The 14,263-nt window shown below is 44.3% G+C and carries 9 protein-coding genes; 5 read left to right on the forward strand and 4 right to left on the reverse strand.

Annotated features, from left to right (window positions below; translation table 11 throughout):
* Positions 1 to 4: 4 nt before the first annotated feature.
* Entirely contained in the window at positions 5 to 685 is a 681-nt protein-coding gene (locus tag Q0081_RS31210) for an FHA domain-containing protein (RefSeq protein ID WP_298362955.1), read from the reverse strand.
* A gap of 329 nt (positions 686 to 1,014) precedes the next feature.
* On the opposite strand from Q0081_RS31210, the gene Q0081_RS31215 reads away from it, so the two are divergent.
* The 3 genes from Q0081_RS31215 to Q0081_RS31225 all read left to right on the forward strand — a co-directional run bounded on the left by Q0081_RS31215 (position 1,015) and on the right by Q0081_RS31225 (position 4,267).
* The gene (locus Q0081_RS31215; protein ID WP_298362957.1) at positions 1,015 to 2,550 is read left to right on the forward strand and encodes a serine/threonine-protein kinase; all 1,536 of its coding nucleotides are present in this window, start codon (positions 1,015 to 1,017) and stop codon (positions 2,548 to 2,550) included.
* 78 nt (positions 2,551 to 2,628) lie between these two features.
* A complete protein-coding gene (locus Q0081_RS31220) occupies positions 2,629 to 3,306 on the forward strand; it encodes a peptidoglycan DD-metalloendopeptidase family protein (protein WP_298362959.1) in 678 nt (225 codons plus the stop codon).
* Positions 3,307 to 3,418: 112 nt separating this feature from the next.
* Positions 3,419 to 4,267: a S1 RNA-binding domain-containing protein gene (locus Q0081_RS31225; RefSeq protein ID WP_298362961.1), complete on the forward strand. Its 849-nt coding sequence runs from the start codon at positions 3,419 to 3,421 to the stop codon at positions 4,265 to 4,267.
* Positions 4,268 to 4,617: 350 nt separating this feature from the next.
* Here the strand turns inward: Q0081_RS31225 and Q0081_RS31230 are convergent, their stop codons facing one another.
* The 3 genes from Q0081_RS31230 to Q0081_RS31240 all read right to left on the reverse strand — a co-directional run bounded on the left by Q0081_RS31230 (position 4,618) and on the right by Q0081_RS31240 (position 9,657).
* A complete protein-coding gene (locus tag Q0081_RS31230) occupies positions 4,618 to 6,294 on the reverse strand; it encodes an amidohydrolase (protein WP_298362963.1) in 1,677 nt (558 codons plus the stop codon).
* Between the two features lie 80 nt (positions 6,295 to 6,374).
* Positions 6,375 to 9,296, reverse strand: a complete 2,922-nt coding sequence (locus Q0081_RS31235; protein WP_298362964.1) for a M56 family metallopeptidase — start codon at positions 9,294 to 9,296, stop codon at positions 6,375 to 6,377.
* Position 9,297: 1 nt separating this feature from the next.
* Positions 9,298 to 9,657: a BlaI/MecI/CopY family transcriptional regulator gene (locus Q0081_RS31240; RefSeq protein ID WP_298362965.1), complete on the reverse strand. Its 360-nt coding sequence runs from the start codon at positions 9,655 to 9,657 to the stop codon at positions 9,298 to 9,300.
* 115 nt (positions 9,658 to 9,772) lie between these two features.
* Between Q0081_RS31240 and Q0081_RS31245 the strand changes: the two genes are divergently transcribed.
* Together Q0081_RS31245 and Q0081_RS31250 are read left to right on the forward strand one after the other, a co-directional pair.
* Positions 9,773 to 12,340 carry a M14 metallopeptidase family protein gene (locus Q0081_RS31245; RefSeq protein ID WP_298362966.1) on the forward strand — a complete coding sequence of 856 codons (2,568 nt, stop codon included), beginning with the start codon at positions 9,773 to 9,775 and terminating at the stop codon, positions 12,338 to 12,340.
* A gap of 342 nt (positions 12,341 to 12,682) precedes the next feature.
* Entirely contained in the window at positions 12,683 to 13,984 is a 1,302-nt protein-coding gene (locus Q0081_RS31250; protein WP_298362967.1) for a dienelactone hydrolase, read from the forward strand.
* The last annotated feature ends 279 nt before the right edge of the window (positions 13,985 to 14,263 follow it).

A 14,263-nucleotide genomic window follows, 5' to 3' on the forward strand; every position in this document is an offset into this window, starting at 1 on the left:
AGATTTATGATTTTATCCAAATCGCACTGCATTGTACGCAACGCTTTTGTTTTTTGTAATATTCGTAAGGGAACCCATACAAAGAGCGGCTGCATTTAGGGCACACGTAGTGAATTTTAAAATCGTTTTCGATTTCAGTAACCAAGTTTTGGGTTTTAGAAGATTTATTTTTTGTAAATAATTCTCGGGCAGCCATTCCTATACTGCTTCCGAGCATTGCCCCCCCACCCAGCCCTGCTGCCGTTCCAACCACCACTCCTGCAATAGGCCCCAAAAGGAGCGCGGGAGCTACAATCAGACAAACAGTCATGAAAGAATCCATCCCATTGTTACTCCGAGCCTGTTTTAAAAGCAGTTGGTAATTGTCCCATACACCCTGCAGTTTTGCAAACTCTACTGAGTAGTCGTTGGGATTTTCCCGAGTGGTGCGAGCCGCGTCAAATATCTGTTGTAAATTCAGCCGCTGGTCTGCCAATAGAATAATATCATTATGACTGATGCTTTTGCGTTTGATGCGAAATCCATTCACAAAGGTGCCATTGGTCGAACCTAAATCTTCGAGTACAATCGTATTTTTAGCGGGATCAATGACGGCCTTCGCATGTTGGGCCGATACCCCCCGTGAGTTGAAAACGACCTGTCCGGGGACGGGTTCAGTTCCTCGGCCAATCAAGATTACTTGCATTGAGTTGTAGTGTTACCCCTTGTTTGACAATTATTTACCTAAGCGATGGCTAATTTACAAAATAAGAATATGCGGAGATCATTAATTTTAGTGAACGGTCAAAGAATCTTTAAACAAAGCACTTACCCGACCTGCTATTTATTTTACGGTACAAAAATTATCTTCCGTGCAATCTGCTCACCTTCCCGCAAAAGCAACTTTGCAGACTTTCGCCGTATGAGCAAATGATTTCATTTACCGTTCAATAAAAATATAACTCCCGTTGACGGTTTTCAACCAAAACCATCGTATTTTGGCTAAACAATTGCCACATTGCCGTTTGATAAATCATGACTTACGACGATTTTAAGAAACGTTACCGCTACGACCCTACCAACGATATTCTTGGTGAGGGGGCTTTTGGCAAAGTATTTCGAGCTACCGATACCGAAAGCGGCTCTACTGTAGCCATTAAAGTCGCGCCGGTTAATATGGCCAACGAAAACCACTCGCTCAAACACGAGTTTGAAACCGTCGGCAAAGTAGACCCGCACCTTCATATTGCCCTTTATGACGAATGCTATCGCTTTTCGGTGGAATGGGCGGGCTTGCACGATTTTGCCATTTTGGAGTATTATCCAATGGGCAGCCTGGATAAAATCATCAAAAACCCCGCACTGACCGATTCCGACAAACACGACTTGGCATTGGGTATTTTGGAAGGACTCCGTCATTTGCACAACACAGGCGCACAGGGAGTGGTGCATCGCGACTTAAAGCCCCGCAACGTGCTTATTCAGAAATGGCGCGGCAAGTACGTGGCCAAAATCACCGACTTTGGCCTAAGCAAGTTTTCTGATTCGATTTCCAACAGCGTGATTTCGCAGAGTTTTAAAGGAGGAACACTCAATTACGCTTCTCCCGAGCAAATCCGAGGAGAACAGATACGCCGCAATACCGATTTATGGTCGTTTGGGGTCATTTTGCACGAATTATTGACGGGTGAAGTTCCCTATAAAATTGACGACAGTTCCGAAAGTACACTCCGACAGGTATACGAGCGAATGAATCAGCAATCGTTGCCCGAGTCTTTTAAAACAATCAAAGAGCCTTACGCAACAGTGATCCAAAAGTGCCTGATAGTCAACCCTAATCTGCGCTACCGCAGTGCGGAAGAAGTATTGCAGGACATTCGAAAAGCACCCACTCTTCCTGCACCGCCACTACCTCCGGTCGTTGAGCCTAAAAAAGCGTTAAAAGATCAAACTGAATTTTTTGACGAAAGCCCTTTTGCCTCGTTGAGCAATTCGGTTTTTGGGTCAGGTTCCCAGTCCAACTCAACTCCCTCGGCAAATGCCGATAAATCTACTCCCAAAGATAATTTGGAAGGAAGCGGTTATGTAAAATCCGATCCGAAGCCCAAAGAACCAAAGAAAGAGAAGCCTAAAAAAGACCTTACGATGATGATTGTGGGGGCGGTAGCCATTTTGGGAATTATTACCTTTGCCGTCATTTATTTTGGAGGCAACTCTAAAAAAGCAGAGGCCGTTTCTTCCGATTCAACCCTTACCAACAGCATTAAAACACCCGTAGCAGTAGATACAACGGCCTTAGGCCAACAGGCAGACTCCTTGTTCAATCTCCCTAACTATCCTGAATATGCGCGGGTGGTTTTAAAAATAAACGAAGCTTACCCTGCTAACAGCGGCGGTCACAGCAAAAATGAGGCACTTCAAAAATTGAAAAAAGGGGCCGCCGGCTGGGAAAAATACAGTCTTTCTGAACCTGACAACCGAAGTTTTCTGGAAGCTTTCAGCAACGCCATCTTAATTCTTGATCCTTACGATATAAAAGGGTTAGAATTACAGAAAAAACTAAATAAGTAAGTTAACAGTTTACAGTCCACGGTTTATAGTTCATAGTTTACACGGGGCCGCCCATGCGGTTTTACATTTTTTATTCTTTTGACAGAATTATTCAAAAAATACGCCGATACGTTTGCCTCCGTTGTCCCTTTCAATTGGTCGGAGGACAGGTACCTGATTTTGGATTTTACGGATCAAAATCCCGATTTAGAGTTTGTTGATTTACGAAACAGTGCATCATTTTCCACGTACGTTTTTGGAAAATTACGGTATGCAAACGCCGTGGTGGGCGTAGGAGGTTACAACGAACACCGAACCATCTACCGCCGCAGTGCGCATTTTCAACAAACGGAGGAACCGCGCTGCATTCATCTCGGCATCGATATTTGGGCAGAGGCCGGCACACCCGTTTTTGCACCGCTTGCCGGACGCGTACACAGTTTTGCCAACAATGACAATTTCGGAGATTACGGCCCCACCATTATTCTGGAACATCAGCTCGAAAATCAAACTTTTTATTCGTTGTATGGACATTTGAGTTTGGAGTCTCTGGAAGGGGTATACGAAGGAAAAACCATCGAAAAAGGGCAACAAATCGCTACATTCGGCCATTTCCCCATCAACGGCGACTGGCCTCCGCATCTTCATTTTCAACTTATGAACGACCTTCTGGGTCAAAAAGGTGACTTCCCCGGAGTATGTACGCTACGTGAACGCGAAAAATTTTTGCAACTTTGCCCCAATCCTAATTTAATTCTGGGTATTCCCGGACTTTAAACGCAGTTTTCTGCTTTAATTTTAGGTTTTAAAGTTGTGTCACAAAAGTGGCCGAAACCCTCGCGGGATTCACAATTCACTCAATCACTCAATCACTCATTCACCATTACTTATGGCAAATCGCAGCTTACGTATGGGGCAGTACAACCGCCTGAAAGTCATCAAACAATTGGATTTTGGAATTTATTTGGACGGTTATGAGGACGAAATTTTGATGCCTACTCAATACGTACCTGCCGACGTCGAAATCGGCGATTTTCTGGATGTATTTATTTATCGTGATTCCGAAGACCGCGCTATTGCCACAAGTCTTGAACCTTACGGCACCGTTGGCGAATTTGCCTATTTAACAGTCAACGCTGCCACCCCGTTGGGTGTTTTTCTGGACTGGGGTCTGCCCAAAGACTTGTTTGTGCCTTTCAAACAACAACGCGAAAACATGGTAGTTGGCAAATCATTTTTGGTTTTCATTCACTTGGATACTCAAACCGACCGAATCGTAGCTTCGGCCAAAATTGAGCGTTTTTTAGAAGAAGATGTTTCCGAACTTTCCGAAGGAATGCAGGTAGATCTTTTGCCTTACGAATACACCGACATGGGTATCAAATCCCTTATCAATCAGCGGTATATGGGCGTTTTGTACCGCGATGAAGTCTTCAAACCCATCGAATTGGGAAAACCGACCATTGGTTTTATCAAAAAAATCAGAAGTGACCAAAAAATAGATTTAGCACTGACCGAGCAATCGTACAATCGCATTGAAGGCAGTAAATCAGACCTTTACGACAAACTTCAAGCCGCCAACGGCTTCCTGCCTTTTACGGATAAATCAGACCCGGCGTTGATTTATCGCACCTTTGGTATGTCCAAGAAAGACTTCAAAAAAGCCGTGGGTGGGTTGTTAAAAGAGAAAAAAATCACGTTGAAAGAAGACGGGATTCATGCCATAAGTCCACAGTAGGGGCAGTACATAGTTTACAGGCAACCTAATTCATAAAAAAAGCGCGGCCAACGGTCGCGCTTTTTTGGTACCTATTTCTATTGTTTACCCCAATAGATTTTTTTATTTGATTAGAAATGTCGCAGTTAATAGGCAGTCTTACCCACAAAGACGCGGATGGAGATGAAAAGGTTGGAATGAAAGTCAAATTATTTTTCGATATGCCTTTTGTAACCTTAATGCCTTTTACCTTGTGACTATAGTTAGGCAAGCCTAAAACACAACAAAAGAGCCACTTGCGAGTGGCTCTTTCGTTTGTATCTACGGTATAAACAGACTGTTTATTTGGCTTATTTTGCCTTTTGTTCAGGCTACTTCCCGCCTTCTATTTTCACTTTCTTCAACTCTTCTTTTTGGTCATCCCGAAGGGTCGGGTATTTGATTCCCAATTGTTCCAAATACGTTTTATACTTCGTAGGATCGTAGTAATATTTCGAAAGTTCGGGTTTGAATTTCTCCATAATGGTACGATTCAGATACACAGCAGGCACTTCTTTGGGCGAAATCAAAGGCTCGTACTTCATTTCCTTCGTTTGCTCATTCTTGTAATAGTCCCACGCTTCTTTAATGATTTCGGGTTTCAACAGCATATCCATCAGCGTCATTGCTTCGGCTTTGGCTCCATACACTACACCTTTGTGCGCAATGGGTGTCGCCATCGAAATGGCATTGGACCAGTGGTGGCCGGGCAGTCCGGGAATGTTGGATGGATAGCGCAAAACAACCGTTGGCAACGACCAGGATATATCAGCAATGTCATCGGAGCCTCCGCCCAAAGACATACCTTGTCCACCCATCATTCGGGTAGGAGAATCTGCCGGTAGGCCAATGGTATCAATTTTCATCGCCAAGCCTTCTATTTTAGGAGCCTGTAATTCTTTTTGAGAAGCCTTTGCCAGCATTTGATCTTCTTCCGACCACGTGGGCAAACCTACTTTCTTAATGTTTTGATACATCGCTTCCGCAATGGGCTTGCTAAAATGCCCCGGCCATGCCGACCCCAAGATTTCGTAACTAAATTTGGTATCCGTCATCAAAGCAGCTCCTTCGGCAATTTTGACCCCAATGTCAAACAGTTTTTTGATTTTGGGATACGAACGTTCGCGGAAATAATACCAAACGGCGGCTTTGGAAGGAACAACGTTGGGTTGATCGCCTCCGTCAGGAATGACATAGTGCGAGCGCTGCGTCAATTCTAAGTGTTCGCGACGGAAATTCCAGCCTACGTTCATTAATTCTACGGCATCCAATGCACTCCGACCGCGCCAAGGGGCACCTGCAGCGTGAGCAGCAGCTCCTTCAAAATTGAAGCGTACCGACACCAAGCCATTGTTGCCCGCGTCGCCGTACGAAACGCCCAAATTGTTGGCTACGTGCGTAAAAATACACGCATCCACGTCTTTGAAATAACCATCACGGACAAAAAAGGCCTTGGCTCCTACCAATTCCTCAGCTACCCCTGGCCAAAGAACTAAGGTTCCAGAGATTTTTTCGCGTTCCATGATTTCCTTCACGGCCAACGCCGAAATGATGTTCAGCGCCTGACCGGAATTATGGCCTTCGCCGTGGCCGGGAGCGCCCACGACGATGGGGTCCTGATAAGCTACGCCGGGTTTTTGCGAAGCTTTGGGAATGCAATCCACGTCAGAGCCAATAGCAATGACGGGTTTACCGCTTCCCCATTTGGCCAACCACGCCGTGGGCATATTGGAAATGCCTTTTTCGATGGTAAAGCCGTTTTTCTCCAACAAATCAGTCAGGTACTTAAAACTTTCAACCTCCTGAAACCCTAATTCCGAAAAGCTGAACAACATATCATTGATTTGTTGTCCCATGACGGCACGTTTTTCAACGCCAGCCACAGCATCTTGCTTGAGTTTTTCAACACGAGCCTGTTCGGGAGTCAATTTGGGGGCTTTTTTGGACTGTGTCCAGCCCGGTGCACTAATGGCTGCTGCCAGCAGCGCGGCGTAGAGCGTTTTTTTCATAGTTTAGGTTAAGAAAAAGTGTAATTCACCCAAAAATAGAAAAAAACGTTTAAAATCGGTTTACATCAATGAAAGTAAATTTAGCGGGTCGTTTTCAAATCAATGCCTCCGTCATAGTCTGCAATGAGGTCTCCGTATTTCTCCTGCATCTTTGAGAAATTTCCCGTTTTTTTCCAACTTAATGCAGACTGAAATTTCCCTTTGTAGTTTTCAATTTGCTCTTCCTTTACGGGTTTGCCATCTATTAGGTAAATGATTTTAGCATCTTTAGGAAAACCAGCCCAAAATGGCTTATTATTCACAAAACCTCGAACAACAATCAGCATCACCTCATTACCCTCATCGTTTCTAAGAAAACGCTTGCTCAATCGTTCATTAAACATATTCAGCACTTTACGTACATTTTCTACGGCTACCATTCGTTCTTCTTCCGTCTTAAAAAAGCAATCATCAATCGTCTTTATATCGACCACTCCATCCACTGCCCGTGCTCCGTATTTTGAAATGGCCTTTGGGTCATTGGGTTTTGCTACAAAAGTCATCCCAAACTTACTTGGATCAACGCGCGTCAGGACACTTGCCGGAAATTCTTCACCGTTTATCAAAACCAACGGGTTTTTACCCAAGTCATTGGCCGGCAAAAAAGTGCGTATGGTATCAGCAAACTGATACCATACTACATGAAGTGGCTGTTGCCGCTTTATAGTTGGTGCAGGGAGTTTTTTAAAATCAAACTCTCTTCTTTCCATCCACACAATTTTTTCATTTTTAGCATCAATTTTGTGCTCTTTTACAAAAGCAGCATATCTATTGTACTCAGGTTCAAGTATATCTACTTTTTTTATGTGAGAAGGACGTAATGACTTGACAACCTCCTCTATCACCTTCACTCCATCCAAATAATAAATCGGAGATTTTCCTGCAGCCACATCTAAGCTAAATGTTGTGATCCTTTCGCCTCTTCGGGTAAAAATTAACCTATCTTTTATTCCTTCCGTTTTTGTCTTTATTTGAACTCGTTTGAAGAAAATATCATTCGAGTACATTTCTTTCACAACCTTGCTAAACTCCACTGAATTTTCATTCGTAATTACTTCGGTTTGGGCCGTTTTTTGGGGCTTAACTTCGGCTTTTTCGGGAACAAAAGGCTTTAAATGACCTTTTTTCTTCATTGCATCTGCCCACTCTGATGTGGTTTCAATTTGTACTTTACCTGTATTTTTATTAGCTCGGATAGTAATAGGCTCATCAAACCTATGCCTTTCACCCCCAAAATAATCATAGTGCCTTAAATCATTCAAGACAACCGGTTGATTTATGGCGTTATTTTTATCATTTGTTAGTTTTAAATCGAAAGATAAAAGTTGTTGGTCAAATGTAGAATACTTTTCGTTTTTCATCATTAAATCAAAACCTGCTTTTTTGAAATAAGAACTCACTCTTTGAAAAGTTTCCAAGTTTACTTTATCAGGATAAACAAAGTATTCAATTTGGTCTTGACTGAGTTTTAAAGTACATGACTCTCCTATAAATAAATCAATCAAATGCTCTTTTGAAGTAGTGGAAGATTGGGTGATGAATAATTTTTCATCTCCATAACACAAGGCAATGTGCGCCTTTCGGGTTGGGCTTTTGATTTGTAAATCCAAATAAGCACCCTGTTTCCCCAACTCTCTTGCCTCTGTCATATCAATAATTTCAGGGGTAGACAGTTGATTTGTTCTAAGATTTTTAACAGCCAAACCGATTTTAGACAATTTCCCTGCCACATCCACAGCTTGTTCCGTAATTACTATTTCCAGCTTATATGGTTTTGCAAGGATTCCATTTATAATTTTTATATCTTTGATATTGAGCGAATTAGGATTTACTAAATAATAAATAGCTCCACTTCGCAGTATTACCAAATCATTCAGTGTAAGGTTATAATCACTAAAATATTTAGGCTTTGCCTTCTTTTGTTGTTCAAAATACCACCATACATGCTTATTATGTACTCTCAATGGATACACCTTCACCGGCACATCTTTACCGGTTTTAGCTTTCGTAACACTTTCTTTGGCCACACTTTCTTTATACACAAACACTTCTTTACGCGGCGCAAAGGCCAAAACTCCGGCCAGTATCAGCGGCAGTAGAAAGACATATACTAATTTTTTCATGGCTATTGTTGGTTTTTGAAATAAGAAATGAATTCGATTTGTAACGGGGTGTTTTCCAAACGAATGAATCAATGAATGCGAAGAGTGTGTTGCCAATTTCAAAATCAAATGGGCGTAGGTTTTGGCGTCAAGTTGGGCCGCCAAGCGCTCATCTACCTCATATTCATGGATTTCGACCAGCGATTTTTTGCAGAGATACACAACGGGATTAAACCATAAAATCACTTTACAGAACTCAACCAACAGCACATCTACCGAATGAAACAGTTGGGCGTGCGTTCGCTCATGGAGCAAAACCTGTTGCGTTTCCTCTTCGGTCAATGCCTGTGAATTCAAAAAAATAAGTCCAAAAAAGGAAGCAGCTGTAAAGGATTCCGACACTTCTACCCACTCTTTGTTGGCGTCATTTTGACGTTTTCTGCTCAAAAGGGCTATTTTCCAAAGTCTTCGTGCTAATACCATCAGAGCTATGAAAAGCCCAATACCGTAAACCCCTATACTCCACTCATCCCATGTCAGCGCAGGTGTATTTTCAAAAGAAGAGAGGATATTGGCTGAATCGCTTACAATTGCCTCAGGTTCAGCAGCCTTGGTATTGATTTTTTCTTCAAGACCCTCATTTTGCGGCAGAGAAATAGGTTCCGCTACTACAGGCTGTATCTCTACGATTCGCTTTTGCTCTAATTCTACCAACGGAATTATAAAACTGAGCAACAAGGCCAACAATAAGTAAATGCGGTTCAAACGGTGAAAGGTAAACCGTCGAAACAAAAAATAGTACAGCCCATAAAATAGTCCCAAACAGGCCGAAACTTTGAGCAAATACACGATCAGAAACATGTCATTGGTTATTGATAAGTTGGCGAAGTCGTTCGATTTCAGCGGGGTCCAACGTTTTGTCATTCACCATAAATGACAACAAACTCGCGGGCGAATTATCAAAATAATTGGCCAGCACCTTGCGAAAGGTTTGTTTTCCGTACTCTTCTTTGGGCACAATCGGAAAGTATTCGTAGGTCTTGCCATAGGCTTTAAATCCTATATAGCCTTTTTTCTCCAAAATCCGCACCACCGACGAAATGGTGTTGTAAGGAGGCTTGGGGTCATCGTCCATGCGGTCAATGACATCTTTGACAAAGCATCGTCCCAAATCCCAAATGATTTGCATGATGCGCTCTTCGGTGCGTGTTAGTTCTTCCATGCACCAAACATATAACGTATTTTTCAGTTATACAACTTATTTTTCAGTTATATTTTTTCAACTCGTTTTAATACGAAATCCTTAACTTCGTAACCAAACTAAAAACCCTCGATACATGCGAAAATTTCTCCTAACCTTACTGGTCTGCGGGGCACTCACTTCCTATGCCCAAAATGACTACTTTTTTCAAGGCAAAAAATTCAATGCTGCCATTCCTTCTCCCCAACAATTTTTAGGATACGCCATCGGTGAGCATCAAACCCGCTACGACCGCCTTGTGGCGTACATGAATGAACTTGACCGCCTTTCTGACCGTGTTTCGGTAAATGTCATTGGCGAAACACACGAAAAACGCCCGCAGTTGGTCGTGTTATTTTCGTCAGCGGCCAACATGGCCAAACTCCCCGTTATTCAAAATGACCGTTTTAAATTGGTTGACCCCACCGCTCCCCTACCCGACGTGTCCAAAATGCCCGTTTTGGTGCAACTCGGTGCCAACGTCCACGGCAACGAAACCTCTGGCGGTGAAGCGATGCTATTGGCGGCTTATTATTTGGCGGCCTGCGAAGACGACGACGCAAAAAAAATGTTAGACGAATCCCTCATTTTTATCGAACCCGTTTTGAACCCCGACGGCCGCGACCGTTTTGTGAGTTGGGTCAATCAAAATAAGGCAGCCCCTTTTGTGACTGACCCCAACGACCGCGAACACAACGAAGTATGGCCTGGAGGCCGCACCAATCACTATTGGTTTGACCTCAACCGCGACTGGTACTTGGCCGTTCACGTAGAAAGCCAAAACCGTCTCAAATTCTATCATCAATGGTTGCCCAACGTGGTCACTGACCACCACGAAATGGGTACCAATGCGACTTTTTTCTTTGAACCTTCCAAAGAAAACGCCGAAAATCCGTTGGTGCCGCAGTACGTGTACAAAACCCTTAATACGAAGTTTGCGAAATACTACGAAAAAGCCCTCAACGGCATTGGCTCGCTGTATTATACCAAAGAATCGTTCGATAATTTGTATCCCGGCTACGGTTCCAGCTACCCCGATATTCAGGGCGGTTTAGGCTTGTTGTTTGAACAGGCCAGTTCACGCGGCTTTATTCAGGACAGCCAACACGGCCCCGTCACGTTTGCCTTTACGATTCGGAACCAATTGGTGTGTGCTTTGGCCACCTGTCAGGCCGCGCTCGACGAACGCCAAAATCTGCTCAAATTTCAGCGTGAGTTTTTTGCCTCGTCTATTACCGAAGCTAATAAAAGTGCCATCAAAGGCTACATCGTAGGAGATGCCAACGATGCCTCCAAACTGCGCAAATTTGCCCAAACGCTGTTTCATCACCGCATTGAAAGTTATCAACTAACTGATAACCTGACCATTGACGGAAAAACGTTTGAAAAAGGCAAAGCCCTTATTGTCCCCACTGCCCAGCCTCAATACCGCATGGTGCAGAGTATGTTTGAAAAACCCACCAAATTTGCCGACAGTCTTTTTTACGACGCTTCGGCCTGGAATATGCCGCTGGCGTTTGGTCTTTCGCACGCCGAAATCAAAACTGCTGTTACCAAAGGTGCCCACATTGGCGATGATTTTGTACAGGCAAATGTAATTGCTCCGACAAAATCAGATTACGCGTATTTGTTGGATTACTCCGATTTTATGGCCACCAAGGCTTTGTACAATTTATTGCAACAGGACATAATGGTCAAAGTAGCGACTCGTTCCTTTAAAATCGGTGATAAAACCTACGGACACGGTGCGTTGATGATTCCAGTCGAAGGGCAAAAAATGAGCAAAGAAACCCTGTACGAAACAATGAAAGCAATAGGAAAATCAGCAGAAGTCAACTTTGCAGGCATCGCTACGGGTTATAGCCAAACGGGGATGGATTTAGGAAGCAATTATTTCCAAAAAGTATCCAAACCCGAAGCATTGGTTGTCACAGGACAGGGTGTAGCAAGTTATGAGGCGGGCGAAGTGTGGCATTTGCTCGACACGCAGGTAGGAATGCCCATCAGCAAGGTGGATATCAATACGTTGCCTCGTGTGAATCTAAATCGTTACAATGTCATCGTGATGGTATCGGGGCAATACGACCGCTCTCTGGCGTTCAAAATCAAGCAGTGGGTTGCCAACGGCGGCACATTGATTACCCTCAAAACCGCTACGGAATGGGCCGTTCGCAGTGAGATGGTCAAAGAAAAACTGCGTACTTTGACGACAAAAGTAGATTCTGCCTCCCTCGCCAAACGCGGACGAATCAACTACGAAGATGCCTCCGCTTCTGAAGGCTCTAAAACAACGGGAGGAACGATGTTTGAAGCCGATTTGGACATCACGCACCCGATTGGATTTGGCTATAAGAACCGTAAAATCACGCTTTATCGCAACAATAACACCCTTTTAGAGCCGTCAGTCAGCCCGTACAATACGGTAGTGCAATACACAGAAAAACCCTATTTGACGGGCTATGTGCATCCGCAAACCTTGAAACGAATCAGTGGCTCAGCAGGGGTCATTATCGCACCGGAAGGCACCGGACGCATTGTTTTATTTTCTGATAATCCCAACTTCCGGGGCATCTGGTACGGCACCGAAAAAATGTTCCTGAACGCCATTTTCTTTGGCTCCATCATTGCCGCCCCCAATCCATTTGGTGCGGAGAAAGAAAATTAGTTGTTTCCTTGCATTTGTCACGCTGAAAGCGGCTATTTTCGCGGACTTTACAGTATGTTTAAATTTTGTAAATCACTAATAGATAAAACCTTGCGCGGGGGAGTGCCTGTCCAGCGTGGTGCGCGTGAGGCTTGCGCGGAGGAGCTTTGGACAGGCTGCCCTTTTCTTTGCCGCCATGCGGCCCTGTTCGTTTCTTTTGGGCAATCGGACGGCCGAAGCCGCAAAAGAAATGAAGGCGCTCACCAAAGTAAACTTGCCAAAATGGCCAATACGAAGCAGAAAATTTTTAAACATACTCTTAGACGCTTTCAGCGTGACAAAACTAAACCATTCAAACCCTTCATGAAATTCAATCGACTTTTCCTTATTCTCTTGGCCCTAACAGGCTTATTTTTTGGAAACACAACGAATGCTCAAACTGCCAAAGACAGCTTTGTGTACGGTGATTTGCTGCCGGACGCCCCCGAATTGGCTGCACGGGGCAAATACGGCGTAGGTGTTCAAACCTTACAATTGGTCAACAAAAAGCAATTGGATATTCTTCATTCCAAAAACGGCAAAGATTCCCTCTATGACCGACCGCTGACGGTGGAAGTCTGGTACCCGGCCACCATCGCTCCCGACAAAAACCAACTCATTGAATACGACCAAGTAATGGGCTCCAGCAATGACCCCAAACGGCCTTTGATACCGTTTAAGTTTGCTGGACGTACCTTACGCGATGCTCCAACCGACAAAACGGATGGCCCGTATCCACTGCTTATTGTGTCTCACGGCTATCTGGGTTCGCGCTATTTATTGACCTATTTGACCGAAAATTTGGCTTCCAAAGGCTATGTAGTCGTAGCCATCGACCATACAGAATCTACGTTTCGGGATGCGGCCCCTTTTCCCAGTACGTTGCTCAATCGCTCATTGGACGATTTGTTTATTCTCAACGAAATGGCGCGTTTAGGTGCTAAAAACGGCAAAAGCTTTCTATCCGGTTTGGTCAATGCAGACAATACTGCTTTGATTGGCTACTCCATGGGCGGCTATGGCGTGCTAAATGTGGCCGGGGCAGGATACAGTGCGCAAGCCGTGAAGTTTTTCGGGCAAATGACCGCCGGCAGCAAAGCGTTGGAAATGCGCATGACGGGCAACGAAGCCTACAAAGCCTCGTTCGACTCGCGCATCAAAGCCGTGGTGGCTTTTGCACCTTGGGGCATGGAACGCGGAGTTTGGGATGCCGAAGGGTTGAAAGGTCTGAACATACCCACGTTTTTTGTCGCAGGAAGTCAGGACGATATATCGGGCTATGAAAAAGGCATCAAAGCCATTTATGACGGCGCCGTCAATGCCGACCGTTTTATGTTGACCTACCTCAACGCGCGACACAATGTAGCGCCCAATCCGCCGCCAACGGAAGCTTTAGCGCCGGGCTTACACATTGACGAATACCTTCGCTATGCCGAACCGGCATGGAACGAACGCCGCATCAACAACATCAATCAGCACTTTGTCACGGCATTCTTGGGCATTCGCCTCAAAGGTTTGGATTACAACAAGTACTTGGACCTCAAAGAAAATTCCAACGAAGGGACTTGGGCAGGTTTCAAACCACGTACTTCGGTAGGTTTGGAATTACGCCATGCGAAGCCCTAAAACAATTGACTGTCTGCCTTCACCAAGAGAAAGCAGACAGTCAATCATCAAGAACTTTTTATCAAGGCTTTGCTTCAATGTCAACATGAAGGTATTTAAGCCATTTCAGGTGTTCTCACCTGCAATACTTTGGCTGATGTTGTCCGACAAAAAGTTGTTGGGTGTTCTTCCAGTCGAGTAAGCAAGGGCATTTCAGCCCAAGCTTCTCACAGAACCGTGCTTGAGATTCTCACCTCACACGGCTCTTGTTATCCATCATGCTTTTATTCCCAATTGCCA

This window comes from Runella sp. (genome assembly GCF_027484545.1).
GTDB lineage: Bacteria > Bacteroidota > Bacteroidia > Cytophagales > Spirosomataceae > Runella.

What these genes read in the sequence shown, in the direction of transcription:
- Q0081_RS31210 (WP_298362955.1), bottom strand. Translation starts at nt 685, where the DNA reads ATGCAAGTAATCTTGATTGGCCGAGGAACTGAACCCGTCCCCGGACAG.
- Q0081_RS31215 (WP_298362957.1), top strand. Translation starts at nt 1,015, where the DNA reads ATGACTTACGACGATTTTAAGAAACGTTACCGCTACGACCCTACCAAC.
- Q0081_RS31225 (WP_298362961.1), top strand. Translation starts at nt 3,419, where the DNA reads ATGGCAAATCGCAGCTTACGTATGGGGCAGTACAACCGCCTGAAAGTC.
- Q0081_RS31230 (WP_298362963.1), bottom strand. Translation starts at nt 6,294, where the DNA reads ATGAAAAAAACGCTCTACGCCGCGCTGCTGGCAGCAGCCATTAGTGCA.
- Q0081_RS31235 (WP_298362964.1), bottom strand. Translation starts at nt 9,296, where the DNA reads ATGTTTCTGATCGTGTATTTGCTCAAAGTTTCGGCCTGTTTGGGACTA.
- Q0081_RS31240 (WP_298362965.1), bottom strand. Translation starts at nt 9,657, where the DNA reads ATGGAAGAACTAACACGCACCGAAGAGCGCATCATGCAAATCATTTGG.
- Q0081_RS31245 (WP_298362966.1), top strand. Translation starts at nt 9,773, where the DNA reads ATGCGAAAATTTCTCCTAACCTTACTGGTCTGCGGGGCACTCACTTCC.
- Q0081_RS31250 (WP_298362967.1), top strand. Translation starts at nt 12,683, where the DNA reads ATGAAATTCAATCGACTTTTCCTTATTCTCTTGGCCCTAACAGGCTTA.